The sequence below is a fragment of the Numidum massiliense genome (assembly GCF_001375555.1).
Classification (GTDB): domain Bacteria; phylum Bacillota; class Bacilli; order Thermoactinomycetales; family Novibacillaceae; genus Numidum; species Numidum massiliense.
Map to the genome: position 1 here is coordinate 1,478,491 of NZ_CTDZ01000009.1, position 25,215 is coordinate 1,503,705.

The window sequence follows — 25,215 nt, forward strand, 5'->3', positions numbered from 1 at the left end:
AGGTGTACACATTCAAAAGATTCGCTGTAACTTAATTGTCATTTTAACGTTGACACGGAGTTTTTACCGTTAATAAAAGCTGCCAAAGAAATTTTTAAACGACTGCCGCACCGTTTGCCGGTTGAGGTCGGCGAGTGACGTCGTGAGCGAAATTTCTTTCGGGCAGACGCGGACACAGTTTTGTGCGTTGCCACATCCGGTTATGCCGTCTTGGCCCATAATCGTCTGCAACCGTTCTTCCTTATGCATGGCCCCGGTCGGGTGTGCGTTAAACAGGCGTACTTGCGATAGCGGCGCTGGCCCGATAAACGGCGACTTGTCGTTGTAGTTCGGACACGATTCCAAGCATAAACCGCACGTCATACACTTCGACAGCTCGTACGCCCACTGGCGCTTGCGCTCGGGGAAGCGCGGTCCGGCGCCTAGATCGTGTGTGCCGTCAATCGGAATCCACGCCTTCACTTGTTTAAGCGCATCAAACATGCGGGAGCGATCGACTTTCAAATCGCGTATGACCGGAAATTTTGACAGCGGGGCGAGGCGGATCGGTTGTTCCAGTTGATCGACGAGAGCCGAACACGCTTGACGCGGCTCGCCGTTAATGCGCATCGAACAGGCGCCGCACACTTCTTCTAAACAGACTGCTTCCCATTCGACAGGCGACGTCACTTCGCCCGCCGCATTGACCGGATGTTTGCGAATCGCCATAAGTGCCGAGACGACATTCATGCTCGGACGGTACGGAATGACAAACCGCTCCTCGTACGGCTGCGCCGTTTCATTCTGCTGCCGCGTGACGATCAACTCAATCGTCTGTTTATTGTCTGCCACTGTTATTTCCCTCCTTCTTATCGACAGAGTAGTCGCGCTTACGCGGTGCGATCAACGACGTATCGACCGCTTCATACGAAAACTCGGGGCCGTTTTTCTTACTGTTGTACGTAGCGATCGTCGTCTTCAACCACTCGTCGTCGTCGCGTTCCGGATACTCTGGTTTGTAGTGAGAGCCGCGGCTTTCATTGCGCAAGTACGCGCCCTGCGCGACGATGCGCGCCAACTGTAGCATGTATTTTAACTGGCGCGCAAACGATACGCTGCTGTTGCTAAACGTCGTCGTATCGTTAATGTTAATGTGTGCGAAACGCGCCATCAGTTCCTCAATTTGTTCGTCTGCGGCGCGTAGGCGCTTGTTTTCGCGCACGACGCCGACGTGACTCGTCATGACGCGACCGAGTGCATCGTGTAAGGCGAAAACATTTTCCGTCCCGTCAAGGCGGAGCAGCTCCTCGTATGCGTCTGTTTCGCGCCTTAGCTCGCGTTCAAAGACAGATACCGGAATCGCCTCTGCCGTCTTTTCCAACCCGCTCACGTAGTTTAAGACGCTCGGACCGGCCACCATCCCACCGAACACAGCCGAAAGCAAAGAGTTCGCCCCGAGTCGGTTCGCCCCATGCAGCGAGTAGTCGCATTCTCCTGCGGCGAACAGGCCCGGGATGTTCGTCATTTGTTGCTCATCGACCCAAATGCCGCCCATCGAATAGTGCGGGGCGGGAAAAATTTTCATCGGTATTTTGCGCGGGTCGTCTCCTGTAAATTTTTGATAAATGTCGAGCAACCCGCCTAACTTCACGTTTAATTCATCGTCCGGGATGTGCGACACGTCCAAGTACACCGCGTTTTCTCCGTCAATTCCTAAGCCGAGATCGACACACACGTGGAAAATCTCCCTAGCGGCGATGTCCCGCGGCACGAGGTTACCGTATGCGGGGTATTTTTCCTCTAGGAAGTACCACGGCTTCCCGTCTTTGTACGTCCAAATGCGGCCCCCTTCGCCGCGCGCCGACTCGCTCATGAGGCGGTTTTTGTCATCGCCCGGCACCGCTGTCGGGTGGAATTGAATAAATTCGCCGTTCGCGTAATGAGCGCCTTGCGTGTACACTTTCGCCGCGGCATAGCCGGTATTAATCGTCGAATTCGTCGATTTTCCGTAAATGAGTCCTGGACCGCCGGTAGCAATAATGACCGCGTCGGCCGGAAAACTAACGATTTCCATCGTGCGTAAGTTTTGCGCGACGATGCCGCGACACACTCCAGCGTCGTCGATGACGACGGACAGAAACTCCCAGTTTTCATACTTGTTGACGAGGCCGTTCACTTCAGCCCGTCGCACTTGTTCGTCTAACGCATACATAAGCTGTTGACCGGTCGTCGCCCCAGCGAATGCGGTGCGACGATGCTTCGTACCGCCGAAGCGGCGTAAATCGATGAGCCCTTCCGGGGTGCGATTAAACATAACCCCCATGCGGTCGAATAAATAAATGATTTTTGGCGCTGCCTCACACATCGCCTTAACCGGCTTCTGGTTCGCTAAAAAATCGCCGCCGTAAATCGTATCGTCGAAATGTATGTCAGGTGAGTCGTTTTCCCCTTTCGTATTGATGGCGCCGTTAATGCCTCCCTGTGCACATACGGAATGGGACCGTTTCACCGGAACGAGCGAAAACAAGTCGACGGTCACGCCCGCCTCCGTCAGTTTCAGCGTACTCATTAACCCAGCCAAACCTCCGCCGACAACGACAACTCTTCCTTTGCTCACGATCGTCTCCTCCTACACAATTACTCGCTTCCTTGACTAGGACCTTCGTTGAACACGTTTTCCCCTACACGAAGACTAGGACCCCCGTTGAACACGTTTTCCACTACACGAATGCGAATAACGCCGACAAGCCAAACACTGTTATTGCGACGAAAAAAGCTCCCGAGACGTACGCACTCACTTTTTGCGACTGCGGCGTCACCGTGATCCCCCAAGTGATGAAAAAGCCCCACAAACCGTTCGCAAAATGAAACGTCGCCGAAACGACGCCGATCACGTACAACGTCAAGTAAAGCGGATTGCTCACGATGTTGGCCATCATCTCAAAATTGACGGGTGCGCCCAGCGCCGCCTGTATACGCGTCCCCCATACGTGCCAAACGACGAACAGGAATAAAATAACGCCGCTCACGCGCTGTAACAGAAACATCCAATTGTGGAAAAAGCCATATGTGTTCACGTTTTGCTTCGCTTGTAGCGCAATGTACACGCCGTAAATCGCATGAAAAAGAAGCGGCAAAAAAATGACGACGACTTCTAAAAAATAGCGCAGCGGCAAATTGCCCATAAAATTAGCAGCTGCGTTATAGGCGTCCGGTCCACGCGTTGCAAAAAAGTTGACTGTGAAATGAACGATTAAAAAGACGCCGACAGGTATAACCCCTAATAGCGAGTGAAGTTTACGGTAAAAAAATTCCCGCTTACCCATGTCCTCTCCTCCCATTTTTCCCGATTGCCGCAACCCGACTGCCTCTAACTTTCGCTCCACATCCGCCTCAACCGCCTATTAACATAAAAGCCTCTGCGGGACGAACCCTCCCCGCTTTTGCGCGGCAGAAGGGCCCGCTCGCAATCCTTATTTCCCGCTTACTTTTTCAACAGTTCTTTGCCAGAGATGCCGGGGTGAGTCATCTCATACGGATCTAAAATCGTATGGAGTTCTTCCGCGCTAAGCACGTCACTTTCGAGGCACAGGTCACGTACCGAGCGCCCCGTTTCGAGCGCTTGGCCCGCAAGGCGCGAAGCGGTCTCGTAACCGACGTGTGGATTGATCGCGGTGATGACGCCGACGCTCCGCTCCACATATTCTTTCATCGTGTCCGCGTTTGCGGTAATACCGTCTAAACAGTACTCATCAAACACGCGTAAGACGTTCGTTAACACTTTAATCGATTGCAACAAGTTGAACACGAGCACCGGTTCCATCACGTTCAACTCGAACTGCCCTGCTTCCGAAGCTAAGCAAACCGTATGATCGTTACCGATCACTTGAAACGCGACCTGATTCAACACTTCGGCCATCACCGGGTTCACTTTCCCCGGCATGATCGACGAACCGGGTTGCCGGGCAGGTAGCGTTATTTCTGCCAAGCCGGCGCGCGGGCCTGAAGACATTAAGCGCAAGTCGTTCGCCATCTTCGATAAATTGATCGCACATATTTTGAGTGCCGCCGACACTTGCACGAGCCCATCCGTATTTTGCGTCCCGTCGACGAGGTTGTCTGCCGTCTGGAACGGGTATCCGCTTATTTCTTGCATGTGAACGACGACTCGTTCAATGTACTTAGGGTCGGCATTTAGCCCAGTACCGACGGCAGTCGCCCCCATATTGACGGCGTACAGCCCGCGGCGTGCTTCTTCTATTCTTGCGATGTCCCGCGCGATCACTTGTCGGTAAGCGGCAAACTCTTGTCCGAGGCGGATCGGAATGGCGTCTTGCAAATGTGTGCGACCCATCTTAATTAAGCCGTCGAACGCCTGCGCTTTCCGCTGCAACGTCTGGTCGAGGGCTGCAAGGACCTCGAGTAAGCGGTCGAGCATTTCCAATGCCGCGAAGCGCACAGCTGTCGGAAAGGCGTCATTCGTCGACTGCGACATGTTGACGTGTGTATTCGGGCTCAACTGCCCGTAACTGCCTTTCGCTTTTCCTAACAGTTCCAACGCCCGGTTGGCGATCACTTCGTTGGCGTTCATATTGACCGAAGTCCCGGCGCCCCCTTGAATCGGGTCGACGATAAACTGGTCATGCCACTTGCCGTCGATCACTTCTTGCGCCGCTTGCACGATCGCCTCACCCATCGTCCGCTCCAGTTGCCCGACGTCCATGTTGGCCAGTGCCGCCGCTTTCTTCACGATGGCAATCCCTTTAATGAGTGACGGCTCTAAGGCGTAACCGGTAATCGGAAAGTTATCGACAGCGCGCAACGTCTGTACCCCGTAGTAAGCGTCTTGCGGTAGCTTGCGCTCACCTAAAAAGTCTTTCTCGATCCGGTAGTCGCAGTCTGTCGCTAAACGGTCTTCCCGCGCTTTTACCACTGTCTCCGTCATTTTGGTCCGCTCCCATCCACTAAATATTTTTTTAAAACATAAACGTAATAAGTAACATCCCAATGACAACTGCCGAAATCGTTGCTACGAGCCCGGGGAGCATGAAACTGTGGTTTAACACATACTTCCCGATACGCGTCGTTCCGGTGCGGTCAAAGTTGATCGCTGCGACAATCGGCCCGTAGTTCGGGATAAAGAAATACCCGTTGACCGCTGGAAACATCGCAATAAGTAAGGCTGGCGAAATACCTAGGGCGATCCCTAGTGGCATTAGCGCGCGCACGGTCGCCGCCTGACTGTTCAACAAAATGGAAAGGATAAACAAGGCGATCGCAAATAGCCACGGGGCAGCCTTGACGAGCCCTTCGATCGAATCTTGCACTAACTCGAGGTTTCCGTTGAAAAACGTATCGCCCATCCAAGCGATCCCGAAAATAGCGACGACAGCGGTCGCGCCGGCCTGAAAGACGTTCCCGCTAATTACAGTTTCCACTTTTGGGCGGCAAGTGAGAATAATGGCTGCCGCAGCTGTCAACATGACGATCTCAATCGCCGTCGGCATGTCCATGCGCACGAGTTCACCTTCGACGTTCCATACAGGGCGGAGGCTTTCAAACGAACCGAGTAACACGACTAAAAGGGCGGCTGTGAGGAACAGCGTAACCGACACTTTCGCCGCCTTCGTCGGCACGTAAACTGTTTTTTCCTCTTTTTGGGACGGTTCTAGTCCTTCTTTTAACCGTTTTAAGTACACTGGATCTTCATTAAGTTCCTTACCGACCTTACTCGCGACGAACGCACCGAGCATACAGCCGATAAATGTCGCCGGAATAGAAACTTTAAGTATGTCGAGCAGCGAAATGTCAAAACCGGAGAGTAGCGCGAGCAAGGCAACTGTCGCCGCCGAGATCGGACTAGCGACGATCGCTTGCTGCGAGGCGATAACCGCAATCGACATCGGCCGCTCTGGCCGGATCCCCGTTTCACGCGACACTTCAGCGATCACCGGGAGCACCGAATATGCGACGTGCCCCGTCCCAGCACAAAACGTAAACAAGTACGTCACCATCGGCGCGGCGTACGTAATGCGCTTCGGGTATTTACGCAACGCCTTCTCCGCCAAATACACGAGATAGTCTAGCCCCCCTGCCGCTTGCAAACAACCAGCAGCAGTAATGACGGCCAAAATCATTAACATGACGTCGATCGGTGCCGATGTCGGCTGTAGCTGAAAGACGAACGTCAAAATCGCAAGACCGACACCCCCCATTACCCCGAGACCGACTCCGCCGAGGCGTGCCCCGATAAAAATACAGAGCAACAGGATAAAAAATTGCAGCCAAAATAGAAACAACGTCGTCACCACCTCACGTTTTTTTACTTGCACAAACAGGATTTGTCAACAGGTTCATTAGTATCACCATGTCGAAAAAAACAAAAACACCATGTCGAACGAACACACCAAATACGATACACCGTAACAATACGCCGTGTACAATACACCGCATACAATCCTACATGTGATTTATTTCACAAGTGGACATGCCATCGATCCGTTTCATTGAACACGGTGTCAACATCAAAATGAGCGGTAAAAAAAGAGAACTACAGCTCACCGTCTAACTTACAACGATTTACCGTAGATCTCTCCCTGTCTCAACCTGTAATTATGAACCTGTACTTTTAGTATAACATCATTTCGACGCTACAACTTGAAAACTTGTGTCGCTTCAATGGCCTTTTGCCAGCCACGGTACAGTTGTGCTCGCTCTTCCTCCTGCATGTGTACGGCAAAACGGGAATCGACTTGCCACTGTGCAGCGATTTCAGCAGTATCTTGCCAGAAGCCGACTGCTAAGCCCGCTAAATAGGCTGCGCCGAGCGCCGTCGTTTCATTGACGACCGGCCGTTCGACAGGTACACCGAGAATGTCGCTCTGGAACTGCATGAGAAAGTCGTTCTTTACGGCGCCGCCGTCGACTCGCAGCGCTTTTAGATCGATCCCAGAATCGGCTGTCATCGCCTGTAACACATCTTTCGTCTGATAAGCGAGTGACTCCAAAGTCGCCCGCACGAGGTGCTCTTTTTCTGAACCGCGCGTAAGGCCGAAAACCGCGCCGCGAGCTTCGCTATCCCAATACGGTGTCCCTAAACCGACAAACGCGGGCACGACATACACACCGTCGGTAGAGGATACTTTGCTCGCTAATTTTTCACTTTCCGCCGCCGTTTTTAACATCCGCATCCCATCGCGTAGCCACTGGATAGCCGAACCGGCGACAAAAATACTCCCTTCGAGCGCGTATTCAACTTTTCCGTCGACGCCCCAAGCGATCGTCGTGAGGAGTCCGTTCTTAGAGCGCACGGCTTGCTTTCCCGTATTCATGAGCATAAAACAACCGGTTCCATACGTGTTTTTCGCCATTCCTTTTTCATAACAAGCTTGCCCGAACAGCGCCGCCTGCTGATCGCCGGCTACGCCAGCGATCGGTACTTGCTGGCCAAAGAAGTGGTAACCGACTGTCTGTCCATAAATGTGTGATGACGGTTTCACGTCCGGCAGCATCGCCTTTGGCACGCCGAGCATCTCCAGCAAGTCGTCGTCCCACTTTAAATCGAAAATGTTGTACATGAGCGTGCGCGAAGCGTTCGTATAATCCGTCACATGTACCTCGCCGCCGGACAATTTCCAAATGAGCCACGTGTCCATCGTGCCGAATAAGAGATCGCCGCTTTCCGCCTTCTCACGCGCGCCTTCTACGTTGTCAAGAATCCACTTCACTTTTGTTCCCGAAAAATAAGCGTCGATTAACAAACCGGTTTTTTCCCGCACCATCTCATCGTAACCTTGTGCGCGCAGTTCGTCGCAAATGTCGGCCGTCTGCCGCGACTGCCACACAATGGCGTTGTAAATCGGCATTCCCGTATGTTTGTCCCAGACGACAGTCGTCTCCCGTTGGTTCGTGATGCCGATCGCTGCTATTTCTTCTGGCAACGTATTCGTATACGACATCACCTGCGCGATGACCGCTAACACGCTACTCCATATTTCCTGCGGATCGTGTTCGACCCAACCTGGCTTCGGAAAGTACTGCTTAAATTCTTGTTGTGCGACAGAGACGATTTCCCCGTCCTTGTTAAATAAAATCGCCCGCGAACTCGTCGTCCCTTGGTCAATCGATAAAATGTACTTTTTATCCACTAGTATCCCTCCGCATGAGAATAAATTAATAATAGCCTGTTACTGGGTGACTGTGTCAGCACCGCTACCGCGCCCTCGATCGGCGACGCGCGTCAGCAAAACGCTACCGACTGTAATGGCCGTCCACAACCAAAACGACCCGCCGTACGCACCGTCAAAGACGGCCCGATACAAGACAGCTCCGTATATGCCGCCGATTATCGGCCCGACGACGGGAATCCACGCATACCCCCAGTCAGACCCTCCTTTTCCAGGAATAGGGAGGATAAAGTGGGCGATGCGCGGCCCGAGGTCGCGCGCCGGATTGATCGCATAGCCGGTTGGTCCCCCGAGGGATAAGCCGATGGCGACGATGAGAAAGCCGACAATAAACGGGTTCAACCCTTCCGTAAACTCGTTGGAGCCGATCGATAACAAACCGATGAGCAACACCGCCGTGCCGATAATTTCACTTAACAAGTTTGCAGCTGGGTGACGAATGGCCGGCGACGTAGCAAACACCCCTAACTTGACCGCTGGATCGTCAGTCGCTTTCCAGTGAGCAAAAAAGTGGAGATAGACGATTACCCCGCCGATCACGCCGCCGATCATTTGTCCGGCGACATACGCGGGGACGTCGGCCCACGGAAAATCGCCGATTGCCGCAAAGCCGATCGTCACTGCGGGATTGAGGTGTGCACCACTAATTTGGCCGACGGCGTAAACGCCCATCGTCACCCCGAGACCCCAAGCGAGTGTAATTACAATCCAGCCCCCGTTTTGTGCTTTTGACTTGTTTAAACTGACGTTGGCCACGACGCCACACCCTAAAATAATTAAAATCATCGTGCCAAACAGTTCCCCTAAAAACGGTGTCATACTTTCTCCTCCTCAGTCATCTCCATGTTAGGCGATTTGAACGCGAAAAAAAGCAGAGATCCCACAAACTAAACCCTTGTTCAAGCACAAGGATTTCATTGTGGGATCTCCGCTGTCTCCGCTTTCAATATGAACTTCTTACCTTATTAAATCACAGTGCGAAAGCGCCGTCAAGACTTGTTTAATAAAAAACGTTGCTTACGGTGTTGGCTGAAACTGTTTCCACAAATGTTTTGCCGAACTCGTCGCCGCAAGTGCGCCACCGTCTAAGGCAGCCTGTACGTCTTCTGATGTGCGAATGAGACCACCAGCAAAGATGGGAATACGTGTCTTGTCGTACACTTCTTTAATGATGTTCGGCATGATGCCGGGCAGTACTTCAATGTAATCCGGGTTGTTTTTTCCCAAAATTTGGTAACTCGTCTCTAAGGCGAGTGAATCGAGTAAAAACAGACGTTGAACGGCGAGCAATCCTTTTTTCTTCGCCGTCGTGACGACACTGGAGCGGGTGGAAATAATCCCTGCTGGACGAATCTCTTCACAAATAAACTGCGCGCCGTACTCGTCGCCTTTCAGACCACATATTAAATCCGCGTGCAGCAGTAATTTTTTTTCGGATTGCTTCGCGTAAGCGACGATACTTTTTAGTTGACTGATGTGTGTGTCCAACATGATGATGTATTCGTAATGACTCTCGAGCAACCACTCGAAGTCGCGCATTTTGCGCACGGCTGGCACAATTTCTTGTCCAAAAAACGCCACGTCCCTACCCCTTTCCGATTGACAAATACAGCGGCGAGTGGCGCCTTTAAACGGGCGCTCACACGCCGCGTTTAACTCACAAATGGTTACCGGAAAGAGTATAACACAAAACGTGCTGCATTTGTACAAGTGTGACCGCTGATCGTCATTTTGCCCTTTGCACAGGACTCATAGTTCTGCTTCAATGCCCGTATTCGCTTTGACGTACATTTCTTTGTACTTTTCATCCGCTGTTTCCGGACGGCTTAGTAGACAAAAGACGATTGAGGAAAGAAAACCGAGTGGAATACTGACGATTCCCGGATTGGCGAGCGGAAAGATCGCGCTCTCCCCGAGCACACTCGGGCCGAGGACGACGAGTGTCACTGCGGATACGAGACCGACCAACATCCCGGCTACCGCCCCAGTCGTATTGAAGCGTCGCCAGTAAACGGAGAAAATGATCACTGGCAAGTTGGCACTCGCAGCCACCGCGAAGGCCAGCGCCACAAGGTAGGCGACGTTTTGCCCCTTACCTAGTATGCCGATGACGATCGAAATCGCCCCGATGACAAAAGCAGTATAGCGCGCCACGCGAAATTGCGTCTTTTCGGAGGCTTTACCTTTTTTAATGACGTTTGTGTAAATGTCGTGCGCAAACGCACTGGAAGCGGTAATCGTCAACCCGGCGACGACAGCGACGATCGTCGCGAACGACACAGCAGCAATCGCCGCCATAAATAAATCGCCCCCGACCGTGCCCGGTCCGCCGCCGATGGTTTGCGCGAGCAGTGGCGCAGCCATGTTACCGCCAGCGTCTGCAGCAAGAATTGCATCGCGTCCGACGAAAAGCGCGGCACCGAAGCCGAGGAAGGTCGTCATAATATAAAAGAGTCCAATGATGACCATCGCCCAAATAACCGACTTGCGCGCCTCCATCGCTGTCGGCACGGTGTAAAAGCGGATGAGGATATGCGGCAAACCGGCCGTCCCGAGCACGAGTGCAAAACTTAAGGAGACGAGATCGATCGGGTTTTTGTACAGCATCCCGGGTTGTAAAAATTCCACGCCTTGTTTGGCGACAACCTCCCCGAACAGTGCCGAAATGTTGAAGCCGAACGACATTAGTACGAGTAGGCTAATCAACACCGTCGCAAACATGAGCAACACCGCTTTTACGATTTGCACCCACGTCGTCGCCAGCATGCCGCCGAATACGACGTAGACAATCATGAGCACGCCGATGATGAGCACTGACAATTCGTACGGAATGCCGACGAGCAAATGAATAATCGCTCCTGCGCCGACCATCTGCGCAATCATATAAAACGTACTGATTACGAGCGTGTTCACTGCAGCCATCGTCCGTACCGGCTTCTGTTTTAAGCGGTACGCCAACACGTCGGCAATGGTGTATTTTCCCGAATTGCGGAGCGGTTCAGCGACAACGTACAACACGATGAGGTAGCCGACTAACCAGCCGACAGAATACATAAAACCGTCGTACCCGTTCAACGCAATGAGCCCAGCGATCCCTAAAAAGGAAGCGGCACTGAGGTAATCGCCGGCAATGGCGACCCCGTTTTGCCAACCGGAAAGTGAGCGGCCGGCAGCATAAAAGTCGGCCGCACTCTTATTGCGCTGTGACGCCCAATACGTAATGTAAATCGTTATACCGACGATTAGCAAAAACAAGATGACCCCAAACATTTCTGTCGGCATAAATCAAACCCCTTCCCCGTCGTATTTTTGGCGAATATCTTCTGCTTGTGCATCGAAGCGCTTAGCGCGGGCAACGTACAGAAACGCAAGCAGCCACGCCACGAAAAACTGTGACGTAGCAAAGGCGTAGCCAAACGTAATATTGCCGACGACGAACGTGTTCATAAGCGGTTTAACGTAACCGGCCATGAGTGGCAGTGACAAGTAAAACAAAATAAAGACGACGACGATCGGCCAAATGAAACGCGCTTTGCTGCGTTCCAACGCCTTAAACTCGTTGGATGTTGCAATTTTTTCCCACTTATCCACGCGTTGTCCCTCCCTAATGACATATTTGCTCAAACCTGTTGGCGCTCGCCTATTGTAAGTGCTTTCAATAATAAACAAAATTCGTCGCGTATTTGTCATAAGTTGCGCGAATGGCGCTCACCCGTGCGCGAATGGCAAAAAATCGGCCCTGAACGGAGCCGATTCCATTAATTCGCGTCTAATTCGCTGTCGAATGACTAGTCTATTCATTTCCATCGCTACCATCTTCTCCATCGCTACCATCTTCGTCATGGGCGCGGCGTAACTCGCGTAGCGCTGAGGCAATGTCAGAGTAGGAATAACCTTTGCGGGCAAGGAATGAACCGATGCGCCGCTGCACCGTCTGCCAATCGAGGTGACGTACCCGCGCATACCGTTTGAACGCCCATTCGCGCGCGAGATCGGCCTCGTCGGTTGCGGAAAGGTCGGCTAACGCCTCGTCAATTGTCTGTTCCGCAATACCTTTCTGCCGCAATTCCATGCGCAGCAGTTCTCGCGACGCGCCTTTCGTACGGCGCCGTTCCCCGACCCACGCGTTTGCGTAGGCGCGGTCGTCGAGATAGCGGTATTGGGTGAGCCAGGCGATCACAGTCGCGACGATCGCGTTAGAAAAACCTTTTTCTCGTAAATATCTTACGATCTCTTGTTCCGTGCGCGGTTTGTAAGCCACGTACTTAAGCGCCAATTGTTTCGCTTTCGCTTCTTCTTCCTCCCTGAGCACGCCCCGCCAGTCATCTTCGTGTACGGTTTGTCCTTTGTGCAAACGGCACTTAACGAGCACGTCTTCGTGCACACTCAGCGCAAACTCCCCGTCGAGAAAAATATTAAACCGCTCGGGATGGCGTTTCCCCTGCTCAATTTTCGTAATCGTGCGCTCCAAGGTTCCGTCCCCCTCTCCTTACGCTAAGATCATCCGTAGAACTCGCAACTAGGCTTGCCGTATGCAGGAACTACCCGCAGGCGCAAAGATCGCATCCGTATCGTTACTATTAGCATCCGTAGTTTCCCATTAGCATTCGCAGTTACTATTAGCACCCAAGTTACAATTAGCACCCTGGCGAACGACAGGGTGCTAATCAAATGTGTGTTTCTAAAACATGCAAGGTAAAAGCGGCCGTTCCCCCTAATCGAGGAGGGTTGCTTCCTCTTGTTCCTGTTCAGGTGTGTCTTTGTCGCTTCCCGCGGATGCGGCGCCCCCTTCGAGACCGTAGTGGCGACGCACTTTTGTTTCGATCGTTTCCGCAATGTCCGGATGCTCTTTTAAGTAGTCTTTCGCATTTTCCCGACCTTGTCCGAGCCGCTCCCCTTCGAAAGAATACCATGCACCGCTTTTGTTGACGATGTCTAATTCGCTGCCGATGTCGAGCAAGCTCCCCTCGCGGGAGATCCCTTCACCGTACATAATGTCGACCTCGGCCTGTTTAAACGGCGGAGCTACTTTGTTCTTCACGACCTTAATCCGCGTGCGGTTGCCGACCATTTCGTTCCCTTGTTTGAGTGTCTCGGCACGACGCACTTCAAGCCGGACACTGCTGTAAAACTTGAGCGCCCGTCCGCCTGGCGTCGTTTCCGGGTTACCGAACATGACGCCGACCTTCTCGCGCAACTGGTTGATAAAGATGGCGATCGAACGCGATTTGTTTATCGCTCCCGACAGCTTGCGCAACGCTTGCGACATTAAGCGCGCCTGCAGGCCGACGTGTGAGTCGCCCATCTCCCCTTCGATTTCCGCTTTCGGCACGAGCGCTGCCACCGAGTCGACGACAATAATGTCTACTGCGCCGCTGCGTACGAGCGCCTCAGCGATTTCCAGCGCCTGTTCGCCCGTATCGGGTTGCGACAAGAGCAACTCGTCGATGTCGACCCCGAGCTTCCCGGCGTAGACCGGATCTAACGCGTGTTCAGCGTCGATAAACGCGGCTTGTCCACCTTTCTTCTGCACTTCGGCAATCGCGTGCAGGGCGACCGTCGTCTTCCCCGACGATTCGGGACCGTAAATTTCGATCACGCGGCCGCGGGGAAAGCCGCCGACACCGAGGGCAATGTCGAGGGCAAGTGCGCCGCTCGGAACGGTAGAAATCGGCGCGTGCGCCGCCTCGCCGAGTTTCATAATCGAGCCTTTGCCGAACTGCTTTTCAATCTGACGCAGCGCTTGCTCCAAAGCTTGTTTGCGTTCTGACACGTCCACCTCTCCTTTTGTCGTTCTTTCATCTACTATCTATGTTCATCTTAATCGTTTTCCACTCGTTTGCCAACCCTTTTTACGAACATTTATTCCCCTTTTTTTATCGCGTGACCCCTGCCGTGTACTGATGGCCATAACCCAAACAGCAGCTCACATAAACTGGGTACTCCGAGCGTAAACTAGCTAGCATTCGCTGTTAGCGGCGCCCTTCCCGCGGTCTTGCCGGTTCTAAGTTTATGCGAGCGCCGTTGATGCGCGATTTTTGTAACGCTTCGAACACGAACGGGGCCGCTTTTTCCGGAATTTCGACAAAAGCAAAGCGGTCAAAAATGTTAATCTTTCCGATGTCGCGATCAGTGACTCCAGTCGCGGTTTCAATCGCAGCGACGAGGTCGCGCGGCCGGATGTTGACATTTTTTCCGGCGTTAATAAAGAAACGCACCATCCCCGGAGCCGCACCTGTCTCGCCGAAGTGGTACCCTTCCTCGTCTGCGGGACGCTCGTAGAAGGCTAGTTTTACGGCGGCAGCGGCGATCTTCAGCGGGTCGTGCCCAGCTGTGACTAATTCGTGTACTGTTTCGTCGAACAAGTGGGTATCGCCCTCTTCTTCAATCGCATGCGCCAGTTGCTCCACCCAGCTCGCCTGCATTTTCTCTGCCACTTCTTCCGGTGTCGGCAAGTTACGCGGTTCGAGTGACGACTTCGTCGCCCGCTGTAGCAATTGCAGTTGTTTTATTTCCCGCGGCGTGACGAGCGTGATCGCTTCACCGCTCTTCCCGGCACGCCCCGTGCGCCCGATGCGGTGCACGTAGCTTTCCGCATCTTGTGGTATATCGTAATTGATTACGTGCGACACGTTGTCGACGTCGATGCCTCGCGCTGCCACGTCCGTCGCCACCAGTAATTCGACACGTCCCCCGCGAAAATCGTTCATCGCGCGGTTGCGCTGCACTTGGTTCATGTCGCCGTGCAGACCAGCAGCTAAGTACCCCCGCGACTGGAGGGCGTCCGCCAATTCGTCGACTCCTTTTTTTGTGCGGCAAAACACGATGCCGAGTTCGATGTCGTCACAATCCAAAATGCGGCAAAGGCCATCTAATTTATTGCGCTCTAACACTTTGTAGTACACTTGCTTGACGAGTGGCGCCGTCACATCGCCCCTGTTCACCGAAATGCGTTTGGCGTTGTTCATATACCGTTTCGACAAGCGCAACACATCCGGGGACATCGTCGCCGAAAACAACAACATTTGCCGTTCCGCTGGTATGTGGCGCAGCACTTCTTCAATGTCGTCAATAAAGCCCATGTCGAGCATTTCGTCCGCTTCGTCTAACACGATCGTGTCGATCGCCTGTAGCTTCAGCGTGCGGCGGTGGATGTGGTCGAGGACGCGTCCCGGCGTCCCGATGACGATGTCGACACCTTGCTTGAGGGCGCGAATTTGGTGCCCGATCGACTGTCCGCCGTAGATCGGTAAAACTTTAGTCCCCTTATATTTAGCAATGCGACGTATTTCTCCGGAAACTTGGATCGCTAATTCTCGCGTCGGTGTAAGAATGATGCTTTGCACGTGATGGGCGCGCGATTTAACACGCTGGACGAGGGGGATGCCGAAAGCGGCAGTTTTTCCAGTCCCTGTCTGTGCTTGTCCGATAAGGTCGTTGCCGTCGAGTATGTGCGGAATGCACGAGGCTTGAATCGGCGACGGCTCCTCAAAGCCGAGTTGTTCAATGGCGCGTAAAATAGTTTGTTCAATGTGTAGATCTTCAAAACGTTTGGTCAAAGTACACGTCACCTTTCATTTTTGAGCGTATGCGTAAAATATTTGTATAAAAGAAATAGCGCTTGTTTTGCTGCGTTTGCTTGAATTGTCGGCCTTAAGCCAGCCAACTTTAACAATTTAACGACGGTCTCTCCCGTTGGACGGGCTAAGGCGATAAAAACGTGGCCGACCGGTTTATCTTCGACCGCATCGGGGCCAGCAACTCCCGTAATGCCGATGCCGTAATCGCTGCCGAAGCGTTCCTTCGCGCCTTCGGCGAGGAGGCGCGCTGTCGTTTCACTCACCGTGCCATACGTGGCGAGTACCTCTTCTGGAACGCCGAGTAGCTGTCGTTTGCTGGCGACACTGTAGCACACAATGCCGCCGCTGAAGACAGCGCTGCTGCCAGGCACTTGCGTAAACATATGACTCGCAAGGCCCCCCGTGCAACTTTCCGCCACCGCTACCGTTTGCTTGGCAGTGCGCAACTGGTCGACGACGACGTCTGCTAGCGACGTGTCGTTCACACCGTACAAGTAACGGCCGACGCGCGCGCGAATCCGCTTCTCCGTCTCCGCCATAAGTGCCTCTGCCTCCTTGGCGGTAGATGCTTTCGCCGTCAGTCGTACGGTTACTTCTCCTTCTTTCGCCAGCGGTGCGATCGTCGGGTTGCGCTGCGCGCGAATGATGTCCACGATCTCGGTTTCGAGCTGCGACTCGCCGATGCCGAAAAAACGCAACACGCGGGAATGAACGACTTCCTCGGCAGGCAATAAGCTGCGCAAATACGGGAGGACGTCATTTCGGAACATCGGTTTTAACTCGCGCGGCGGTCCTGGCAACAACACGTAATGATGCGCACCTGACGTTAGCGCCACGCCTGGCGCTGTCCCGTTGTCATTCAGGAAAACCGTTCCGCCCGCGAACACGAGCGCTTGTTTACGGTTGTTGTCCGTCATCGTACGGCCGCGCGACGAAAAAAAATGTTCCATCCGCCGCAAGCTTTCCGCATGTATCTCAAGCGGTACGCCGGCAATGTCTGCCACCGTTTCCTTCGTCAAATCGTCTTCCGTCGGGCCGAGACCACCGGAAAAAACGAGCAAATCTGCTCGCGTCTGCGCTTGCTGAATCGCCTCGCACAGCCGTGCGCGGTTGTCGCCGACGACCGTGTGAAAGTAGACGTCAATTCCTATTTTCGCCAGTTCTTCCGATAAATATTGGGCATTCGTGTTTACAATTTGCCCTAACAACAATTCTGTTCCGACTGCAATAATTTCTGCACGCAACTCGTCTCCTCCTCCATTACCTCAAGAGTGCATGAGAATTTCTTTGTTTTTATAAAAATAATCGATACCCGACCAGACGGTAATCACGACGGCAGCCCAAATCGCAATTTGTGAAAACGGAATGGAAAAAATACTAAACGGGAAATTATTCAACATGAGACTAATGACCGCTACAATTTGTATCGTCGTTTTCCACTTGGCGAGTTTGCTCGCGGCGATGACGCGCCCGTTTTCGATCGCGATTAGTCTAAGGCCGGTAACGGCAAATTCGCGGCTAATAATGACAATGACAATCCATGCGTCGATGCGTTGCATTTCGACGAGAGAAACGAGTGCTGCGGTCAAAAGTAACTTGTCGGCTAGTGGGTCGAGCAACTTTCCTAACGTCGTCACGAGTTTGTGTTTACGCGCGATGTAACCGTCTAAACCGTCCGTACTCGCGGCAATAATAAACACAATTACCGCGACTAATTCGCTAACGGTAACGACTGAACCGGCGAATTCTACCTTGCCGAAGTCAAAAGGTACCGATAAAAACACGATAATGACGGGAATTAACACGATCCGCGACAACGTAATTTTGTTAGGGAGGTTCACAGGCGCTCCTCCTCCTTATACGAACGAAAACGCCACAATTTCACAACTATTTCAACCTCACTTTTTTAATCGCTGCCTCGTCAGTCTTTCACCTTCATAAGGAAATCGCGCGGTTGATCATATTTAGTCGATATTTCTTTACCGTTGACTTTAAGCGTGACACCGCTCGTATTGCCGACGCGAATCCACAACCCTTTGTTTGAAGTATATTTTTGTTTAGCGCCTTTTTGCACTTCTTTTGAGGCTAAAACATTTCCGTTGTCTCCGCCATCTTTTACCTCGTACCAGACGCGTTCGTTCGCTTTTAGCTCCAACTCTACTTTTTTCGCCCCAGACACGGCGTAAGTGATCAGACTACCTTGCTCATTAACTTTTTTAACCTTTACAGCTGGCTTAGCCGGCTTCTTTGCTTCTTTCTTATCTTGCTCCGCTGTCTTTTCTTTTCCTTCCTTTTTTACTTGTTCTTGCTGAGGCTTGTCCTGTACCGTTTTTGATTGATCCGAATCAGCGATGTCGCGGTCGCCGAGCGCTGAACCTTTTAGTGCCGTATAAAGAACGACACCGACGAGAATGAGAAATAAGATGAGCACCCCCCGTGAAAACCACTTGGCAAGCGAAAATGACGGTTCGCGGTCACGCTGTTTTTGCTCCGAGAACTGTTTTTGCAACTCCGGGATCTGCTCTAACCCATCCTCTTGCGCATCTTTCAGTTGCTCGAGAATGGACTGAACGTCAACATCGACAAATTCGGCATAAGTGCGAATGAAAGCACGCGTATAGAAGTTACCCGGTAATGATTCAAGTTTATCTTCTTCTATAGCTTTTAAATAGCGCATTTGAATTTTAGTCGCCTCTTGAACGTCGTGCAAGCTTAGGCCTTTCGCTTCACGCGCTTCCTTTAGCATTTGGCCTACACCGGACATCCGTGTACCTCCTTGTCGTCAATCGCGATTATCGGTGTATTCGTTTCGTTAACTAGTGTCGGGTACGTTAACTAATGTCAAATGAAGAAAACCCCGCGTTAAGCGCATCGTAAGTAATTTCTTCGTGCGGCTCGCTCCGCAGTTCGACAATGTAATCGAAGTCATCCAGCGCATACTCTGTTTCGCGCACAAAAACGTCTGGGTGTTCGACCACTTTGCTCACTGGCCGGCGTAATATTTCTCGTACTAACGCTTGATGTTCTTCCGTTCCGCGCATGGCCGAAACGATCCCGTCTATGATGTAGACGTGGTCTTGAGACATCTCGTCAGCAGCCAATTGGCGGCGCACCGTTTGCCGCAACAACGTGGAGGAGACGAATGTCCAACGCTTGCTCGCACACACGCTGGAGGCGACGATCGACTCGGTTTTTCCGACGCGGGGCATGCCCCGAATACCGATCAGTTGATGTCCATCCTTTTTTAACAGTTCGGCTAAAAAGTCAACGAGCAGTCCGAGTTCGTTGCGGATAAAGCGGAACGTGCGTCGGTCGTCTGAACAACGGTCAATATAACGCCCGTGGCGGATCGCTAACCGATCGATAATCGTCGGGTTGCGCAGTGCTGTAACAGTTACTTCATCCACGCGATTTAACAGTTCGCGTAACGCATCAATTTTTTCGTAATCGTCTGTTTGTAGCAACATGCCGCGGCGCCTGTTTTCCACACCGTTTAGCGTTAAAATATTAATATTCATCATCCCGAGAATCGAAGAAATGTCGCCTAACAACCCAGGACGATTTTTGTGAATTTGATATTCTAAGTACCATTCTTGTATATCCATTCACAACCGCCTCATTTTCAGACCTTTTTCCCATTCTCCCTTTACGAATACACATTACAATGATTATAACATAAGAACACATAACAAATTAAACCATCAATTTGCCTTCTAAGCAAGTAAAAAAACGCCCTTCTATGAGGAAGGGCGCAAGACGTTCATTTAGTGGTCATGTTCGACTAATTTAACCATGACACTAGCGAGCGCGCGTTGCTCCTCGTCTGAACTGACGGACCACATGTCTTGTAGCAAGCGCTGTTCGCGGTTTTCAGGGTCAACTTTTTGCGCTAAGTAATCCCCTATTTGGTAAGCGACGTTTGAAATCGTGTCGTCGCTCATCCCCATCCCGTGCGCTTGCTGCACACGATCTTGCAAAAATTGTTTCCAATCAGCGAAGTTATCCATGACTGACATGCATATTCCTCCTTTAACACTAACATAACACGCGATTAAGCATACTATTCCTCAGCTTGCGCGTTTTATGCGTAATGAGGGCATGTCGCACACTATATCGTTACGGCGTACTATGTCGTTACGGCGTGTACCAGCCGCCGTTGACGTGTAAAATTTGCCCCGTCATGTAGCCACTTTCCGGACGGCACAATTGCAACACCCAGTGGGCGACTTCTTCCGCCGTGCCGAAACGGTCGAGCGGGATGTCCGCAGCAGTTGCCGCTCGCTCTGCCGCGCTGAGTGACTGAAGCATGTCCGTATCAACCGCTCCTGGAGCGACCGCGTTCACCGTGATCCCGGATGGCGCCCACTCCGCAGCGAGCGCCTTCGTCAAGCCGTTCAACGCCGCTTTTGCAGCGGAATAAAGTACTTCGCACGCCCCGCCAGCACTGCCCCATATTGAGGAGAGGACGACGACGCGCCCCTGTTTTTGCTGAAGCAAATGAGGTGCACTAGCCTGAAGGACGTGGAAGGCGCCACGCACGTGTGTATCCATTAACGCATCGTAATCGGCGTCGCTCATGTCTTGGAACAGCCCCGTGCGACTAATGCCGGCGTTATATACGACGGTATCGATGCGTCCCCAAACAGATAGGACCGTTTGCACCATGCGGTTAACCGCCTCGCGATCGCGGACGTCGGCTGCGAGACACAGCACGTCGCTCCCTTTGTTCCGGCAGTGAGCAGCAACGGCAGCAGCCTTGTCGTGTGACGACAAGTAGTTTAACGCCAGTCTGGCACCGTGGGCGCTAAACTTTTCCGCAATTGCACGACCGATGCCGCGGCTCGCACCGGTCACGAGGACGACTTGTTCACTGAGTGGCCGCATCGTTCGCAACCGGACGCACGACCGAGGCGCAAAACTGTTCGGCGTTGACGTGATCAGCGAGACGCGCTTGCACGTCCTCGAGAGTCAACTGTTCCAGTACCGGGACGACGCGGAACAGATCGGCCGCGTTAAACCGATAGCGCGTAAATTGGTTGGCGATAAACTCAGGGGAATTGAGCTGCCGCAAAAACTCGCCGATCTTCTTCCGCTTTAACCGTTCGAATTGCGCCGTGTCGATAATGAGGGCGTCAGGTTTGGCGAGTGCCTCTTTCACGCGGTTTAAGAGTGCGTCGGGGTCGTTCGTATCGCCGCCGAACATGCTGAAGGCATAACCCTCTTCGAGTGAATAGTCAAAACCGAAGCCTTGATCGATTAGGCCGTCGTCGTACAGCGACTGGTACAAATCGGAGCTCTGCCCGAACAGTGCTTCCAAAGCAATCGCCGTGGCAAACTCCCGTTTTAGGTATTCGTCGCCTTTCACGTGTACGCCCGTTTCCTTAAAGCCCATCAAACACTTTGGGATACCGACAGACAGTTGCACTTCTTTCAGCGGTTCGGCGACCACTGCGTCCTCCTCAGGGTAAAACCGTTCGATCGCCCCTTTGTCTTTGTACGGTTTAGCCGCTTGGTTGTCGCGAACGAGCCGCATGGTCTCTTCCGGATCGACGGCACCGACGACGAACAAGAGCATATTGCTCGGGTGGTAAAACGTCTCGTAACACGCGTACAGCGTTTCCTTCGTAATCTTGCTAATCGATTCGACCGTACCGGCAATGTCGATGCGCACTGGGTGGGCGGCAAACATCGCCTCAATCAACCCGAAGTAGACGCGCCAGTCGGGATTGTCGTCGTACATGCGAATTTCTTGCGCGATGATCCCTTTTTCCTTTTCCACATTTTCATCGGTGAAATACGGATCCTGTACGAAGTTTATTAACGTCGTCAAGTTTTCTGGTACGCGATCCGTGCAAGAAAATAAGTATGCCGTCCGTTCGAAACTCGTATACGCGTTGGCGGACGCCCCTTGTTCGGAAAAGTCGTTGAACACGTCGCCGTCTTCCTGTTCGAACATTTTATGTTCCAAAAAATGGGCGATCCCGTCTGGCACGCGCGTGCGCTCGCCGTTCGGCGGCTGAAAGTCGTTGTCGATCGACCCGTAACGCGTCGTAAACGTCGCATACGTCTTTTGAAATCCTTTTCGCGGTAACACGTACACTTCGAGCCCGTTCGGCAATTTTTCAAAGTAAAGTGTCTCCTGTAGTTGATCGAAAGTGATCGCTTCCACTAGCTATTCCTCCTTGCGGTCGCGTAAAAAGTAAATCGTGTCTAAGGCGATTTTACTCGCTACACGCACAACGTCTTCTTTCTGTACAGCGTCAATTTGCTCAAGGTAAGCGGGCAGCGAGCGCTGCTTGCCGCTCAATACACCGTTATAGTAAAAGTCGATCATCGCCTGCGGCCGGTCTTCGATTTCCCGCAGTTGGTTCGCGAGCATCGTCTTCGTCTGTGACAGCTCGGAATCGCTAATGTTGCCGTTCGTCATTTCCGCTAACTGCTGGCGCATAATAGTTACGGCGCGTTCGTAGTTTTCGATCTCGATCCCCGACTGAATCGTGAGTAATCCTTTGTGCGATTCGAGGCGGGAAGCGGCGTAATAGGCGAGGCTCTCCTTTTCCCGCACGTTGAGGAACAACTTCGAGTGTGGGAACCCACCGAGAATGCCGTTGTATACCATTAACGCAGCGTAATCGGAGTCTTTCATGTCGGTTTGCGTGCGGCAGCCGAGGTTTAACTTGCCTTGCGCCACATCGAGCCCTTCGACAACCGTGCGCACATCTTTCACCGGGTGCGTCACTGGTGCAACTGCCACTCGCTCGCGTGCACCTTGCTCTCGCGCGAACCTGAAGTGGCGAGTGACCGCTTCCTGTACCTCAGAGACATCGACGTCCCCGACGACGAATACGTCGATAGGCGCCGTACGCAGCAAGTTTTCGTACGCTTCGTACAGCGACGTGCGGTCGATCGCCGCTAACTGTTCCGTACTTCCGTAATTAAACACACTGTAAGGCTCGCCGTGACACATCTCGCCGATGCACCGTTCCGCGGCATACCGTATTTTATCGTCGATGAGGCTGTCGATGCGCTGGCGCAAGTTTTGTTTTTCTGACGCTATGTACTGTTCGACAAATCCGCCGTCTTTGGTAGCCGGTTTCGCTAGGATCTCCCCTAAAAAAGCAATCCCTTCATCTAACAGTGGCGTCTGATCGCTTAAAAAATTTTCGTTCGCAATTTCTAAGCCGAATTGTAAAATGTGGCGCTCGCCGCGTTTCGCGACACTGCTGTAAAAAGTGGCTCCGTACAAATCGTCCAAATGTTGTTTGATCGCTTTTAGTGACGGGAAACGAGCCGTTCCGCGACGCAACACTTGCGCCATGAGGGCGTGTTCGGTCGCGTATTCGGTGCTGAGCGGACGTTCGATGTTCACGACGATCGTATTCGTCTTAAACTTCGTTGTCGACCAAACGTAACTATTGATCCCGTTCGTTTCCGTCTGCTTAAAATATGTGTCTGTCAAACGATCTGCTCCTTTCCATCCTCCGTAAAAGGTTGTGCCACGCGGGCGTTCCTTTGAAAAGCTTAACCTAAGGCATATTTTTCATGCAGGATACCCATCATAAATGTGTGTCTGCAAAAAGGCAACTGTTTTGTTTGGATCCTCTTTCATTATATACCAATCGTTACCGCATGAACACAACCGCGCGCTTATACGACATAATCGCTGGCGTAGAAACGGAGTTTTTCACTTGTGGAGAAGGGCGCTATTACGACTTTGTAACAAAAGAGCGTTATCGCTATTATGTGCCACGGGCATAATGCTCATCGTGCCTTATTCAGGCGGAAAGGGAGTAAAAATGAATGCATCCGTAACGCACGAACCGCGCGTCTTACTCATCGTTGCCGATTCGCTCATGCCTGGGCCGCTGTTTAAATTAATGGAAGAAGGGAAACTACCGGCATTTTCTTTTTTAGCAGCGCACGGCTTTACTTCCGAAATGGTCAGTGTATTTCCGACGATGAGTGTCGTTAACGACAGTACGATGCTAACCGGGACTTATCCGGACGCACACGGTATACCCGGCCTCGTCTGGTTCGACCCAAACGAGAACCGCTTAATCAACTACGGCGATTCGTTCGGCAATATCCTAAAGCAAGGACTTTTGCGCGTAGCTAAAGATGCGATGATTTTTTTAAACGAACGCCATTTAAAACGAGACGTACAGACGATCCACGAGGTGCTTGCCGAACGCCATTTGTTATCTGCCTCAGTCAATTTAATGACGCGCCGCGGGTCTTACCGCCACGAATTGCGCTTTCCGTTCGACAAGCTTCTCGGAAAGGAAGACATTACCGGCCCCGCCGAATTGCGCAGCGGTTTTTTTACGCGCAGCGGCCATCGAGGGCTACCGCATCCGTTTAACCAATACGGTTACAGCAACAAAGTGACGGAGCAAATGACGCTGGAAATTATGCGTGAAAAAAGTCCCCCCCGCTTACTCGTCACTTACCTTTCGGATCCCGATAAGAAGATCCACAAGCACGGGCCAGAGAGCGTCGAAGCGCTGTACGACATCGACCGCTTTATCCAACATATTCTCGACGCATACCCGACGCGAGAAGCAGCCTTAAAGGAGTGGCAAATCGCAGTCGTCGGCGACAGTGGACAAGCACCGGTGGTGGCAAATAAGAAGCGAGCGATCGTTTCCTTGGAAAAGTTACTCGCACCGTACAAGCTGCGCGGCATGGGCAAAGCAGTGAAAGACGCTGACTTAGCCCTCGCGGTTAATGAGCGCATGGTGTACGTGTACCCGCTACATGAGGACATCAGTTTGCCGCAACTCGCCTCAGAGATCGTGCGCGACGACCGCGTCGATCTCGTCGCCTTTGCGGGACGTCACTTGCCGGAAGGGGAGAATGCTGGAGACAGTAACGAGGGGAATGTCACAGACGTTCAGGCAGGACGCGACGAAATTGGCACAAGTGAAATAAATACTCTTCCCGGTCGCGTCTACGTGTACACTGCGCACGGTCACTTGCATTTTCAAGCGGGTGGGACGCGCGTTGACCCTTATGGAAATCCTTGGGAGCTGACGGGTGACGCCGACTTACTCGACTTGAGGCAGCAAGGCGGACAGTGGGTATTCGGGGAATATGTCGACGTGTTTCGGCAACTGTACGGCGCTGTTCATGCGCAGCAAATTCCCGCCCTCGCTGTCACGGCTAAACCAGGGTTTGAATTTAAATACCAGTCAGCGCCGACGCACGTCGGGGGCGGCAGCCACGGCGGGATTAGTAAGCAGGAGATGATCGTTCCGCTCATCGTCGGTGGCACAACCGTTAAACCGATGCACAATCGACTTGTCGATCTGAAGGACTATTTGCTGACATTGCTCGGCGAAGACCCGGAACAATCGCCTCCGGAACAATCGCCTAAAGATTAATGATGAAAAGGATTCAAAAGGATTCAACAGTAAAAAAACGTAAAAATAGAAAGCAGCCCGACTCCCACGAAAGAGTCCGGCTGCTTT

At 52.4% G+C, this 25,215-nt stretch carries 23 protein-coding genes; 2 read left to right on the plus strand and 21 right to left on the minus strand.

Annotated elements, in window-relative coordinates; all coding sequences use genetic code 11:
* Positions 1-69: 69 nt before the first annotated feature.
* From sdhB to yfmF, 21 genes are all read right to left on the minus strand, one after another.
* Positions 70-831 carry a succinate dehydrogenase iron-sulfur subunit gene (sdhB, locus tag BN1247_RS07435; RefSeq protein WP_054949815.1) on the minus strand — a complete coding sequence of 254 codons (762 nt, stop codon included), beginning with the start codon at positions 829-831 and terminating at the stop codon, positions 70-72.
* Positions 818-2,596 carry a succinate dehydrogenase flavoprotein subunit gene (gene sdhA, locus BN1247_RS07440; protein WP_054949816.1) on the minus strand — a complete coding sequence of 593 codons (1,779 nt, stop codon included), beginning with the start codon at positions 2,594-2,596 and terminating at the stop codon, positions 818-820. Before sdhA ends, sdhB begins: the two co-directional genes overlap by 14 nt.
* 103 nt (positions 2,597-2,699) lie before the next feature.
* Entirely contained in the window at positions 2,700-3,305 is a 606-nt protein-coding gene (locus BN1247_RS07445; RefSeq protein ID WP_054949817.1) for a succinate dehydrogenase cytochrome b558 subunit, read from the minus strand.
* A gap of 158 nt (positions 3,306-3,463) precedes the next feature.
* The gene (aspA, locus tag BN1247_RS07450) at positions 3,464-4,924 is read right to left on the minus strand and encodes an aspartate ammonia-lyase (protein ID WP_054949818.1); all 1,461 of its coding nucleotides are present in this window, start codon (positions 4,922-4,924) and stop codon (positions 3,464-3,466) included.
* Between the two features lie 31 nt (positions 4,925-4,955).
* The gene (locus BN1247_RS07455; protein WP_054949819.1) at positions 4,956-6,278 is read right to left on the minus strand and encodes an anaerobic C4-dicarboxylate transporter family protein; all 1,323 of its coding nucleotides are present in this window, start codon (positions 6,276-6,278) and stop codon (positions 4,956-4,958) included.
* Between the two features lie 351 nt (positions 6,279-6,629).
* Positions 6,630-8,126, minus strand: coding sequence for a glycerol kinase GlpK (gene glpK / locus BN1247_RS07460; protein WP_054949820.1), 1,497 nt, complete (start codon positions 8,124-8,126; stop codon positions 6,630-6,632).
* A gap of 39 nt (positions 8,127-8,165) precedes the next feature.
* Positions 8,166-8,984 carry an MIP/aquaporin family protein gene (locus tag BN1247_RS07465; protein WP_054949821.1) on the minus strand — a complete coding sequence of 273 codons (819 nt, stop codon included), beginning with the start codon at positions 8,982-8,984 and terminating at the stop codon, positions 8,166-8,168.
* Positions 8,985-9,182: 198 nt separating this feature from the next.
* Positions 9,183-9,746, minus strand: coding sequence for a glycerol-3-phosphate responsive antiterminator (locus BN1247_RS07470; protein WP_054949822.1), 564 nt, complete (start codon positions 9,744-9,746; stop codon positions 9,183-9,185).
* A 168-nt stretch (positions 9,747-9,914) separates the two neighbouring features.
* Positions 9,915-11,447, minus strand: a complete 1,533-nt coding sequence (locus tag BN1247_RS07475; RefSeq protein ID WP_147675204.1) for a solute symporter family protein — start codon at positions 11,445-11,447, stop codon at positions 9,915-9,917.
* 3 nt (positions 11,448-11,450) lie between these two features.
* The gene (locus tag BN1247_RS07480) at positions 11,451-11,756 is read right to left on the minus strand and encodes a DUF485 domain-containing protein (protein WP_054949823.1); all 306 of its coding nucleotides are present in this window, start codon (positions 11,754-11,756) and stop codon (positions 11,451-11,453) included.
* 202 nt (positions 11,757-11,958) lie between these two features.
* Entirely contained in the window at positions 11,959-12,636 is a 678-nt protein-coding gene (locus BN1247_RS07485; protein ID WP_054949824.1) for a RecX family transcriptional regulator, read from the minus strand.
* A 243-nt stretch (positions 12,637-12,879) separates the two neighbouring features.
* Positions 12,880-13,938, minus strand: a complete 1,059-nt coding sequence (gene recA / locus BN1247_RS07490) for a recombinase RecA (protein ID WP_054949825.1) — start codon at positions 13,936-13,938, stop codon at positions 12,880-12,882.
* A gap of 199 nt (positions 13,939-14,137) precedes the next feature.
* Entirely contained in the window at positions 14,138-15,724 is a 1,587-nt protein-coding gene (locus BN1247_RS07495) for a DEAD/DEAH box helicase (RefSeq protein WP_054949826.1), read from the minus strand.
* An 8-nt stretch (positions 15,725-15,732) separates the two neighbouring features.
* Positions 15,733-16,989: a competence/damage-inducible protein A gene (locus BN1247_RS07500; protein ID WP_054949827.1), complete on the minus strand. Its 1,257-nt coding sequence runs from the start codon at positions 16,987-16,989 to the stop codon at positions 15,733-15,735.
* A 21-nt stretch (positions 16,990-17,010) separates the two neighbouring features.
* Entirely contained in the window at positions 17,011-17,586 is a 576-nt protein-coding gene (gene pgsA, locus BN1247_RS07505; RefSeq protein WP_054949828.1) for a CDP-diacylglycerol--glycerol-3-phosphate 3-phosphatidyltransferase, read from the minus strand.
* Between the two features lie 80 nt (positions 17,587-17,666).
* The gene (locus BN1247_RS07510) at positions 17,667-18,509 is read right to left on the minus strand and encodes a helix-turn-helix domain-containing protein (RefSeq protein WP_054949829.1); all 843 of its coding nucleotides are present in this window, start codon (positions 18,507-18,509) and stop codon (positions 17,667-17,669) included.
* A 67-nt stretch (positions 18,510-18,576) separates the two neighbouring features.
* Complete coding sequence (locus BN1247_RS07515; protein WP_054949830.1) at positions 18,577-19,350, minus strand: DUF3388 domain-containing protein; 774 nt, start codon at positions 19,348-19,350, stop codon at positions 18,577-18,579.
* 159 nt (positions 19,351-19,509) lie between these two features.
* Complete coding sequence (locus BN1247_RS07520) at positions 19,510-19,761, minus strand: DUF3243 domain-containing protein (protein WP_054949831.1); 252 nt, start codon at positions 19,759-19,761, stop codon at positions 19,510-19,512.
* Positions 19,762-19,879: 118 nt separating this feature from the next.
* Entirely contained in the window at positions 19,880-20,629 is a 750-nt protein-coding gene (ymfI, locus tag BN1247_RS07525) for an elongation factor P 5-aminopentanone reductase (protein ID WP_054949832.1), read from the minus strand.
* Entirely contained in the window at positions 20,613-21,914 is a 1,302-nt protein-coding gene (gene yfmH, locus BN1247_RS07530; RefSeq protein WP_054949833.1) for an EF-P 5-aminopentanol modification-associated protein YfmH, read from the minus strand. The genes ymfI and yfmH overlap by 17 nt, the downstream gene beginning before the upstream one ends.
* Before the next feature lie 3 nt (positions 21,915-21,917).
* Complete coding sequence (yfmF, locus tag BN1247_RS07535) at positions 21,918-23,204, minus strand: EF-P 5-aminopentanol modification-associated protein YfmF (protein ID WP_054949834.1); 1,287 nt, start codon at positions 23,202-23,204, stop codon at positions 21,918-21,920.
* 170 nt (positions 23,205-23,374) lie between these two features.
* Here yfmF and BN1247_RS18390 point away from each other — a divergent pair, with 170 nt between their 5' ends.
* Together BN1247_RS18390 and BN1247_RS07540 are read left to right on the plus strand one after the other, a co-directional pair.
* A complete protein-coding gene (locus BN1247_RS18390; RefSeq protein ID WP_261796032.1) occupies positions 23,375-23,503 on the plus strand; it encodes a hypothetical protein in 129 nt (42 codons plus the stop codon).
* 38 nt (positions 23,504-23,541) lie between these two features.
* Positions 23,542-25,128: an alkaline phosphatase family protein gene (locus BN1247_RS07540; protein WP_054949835.1), complete on the plus strand. Its 1,587-nt coding sequence runs from the start codon at positions 23,542-23,544 to the stop codon at positions 25,126-25,128.
* Positions 25,129-25,215: the final 87 nt, after the last annotated feature.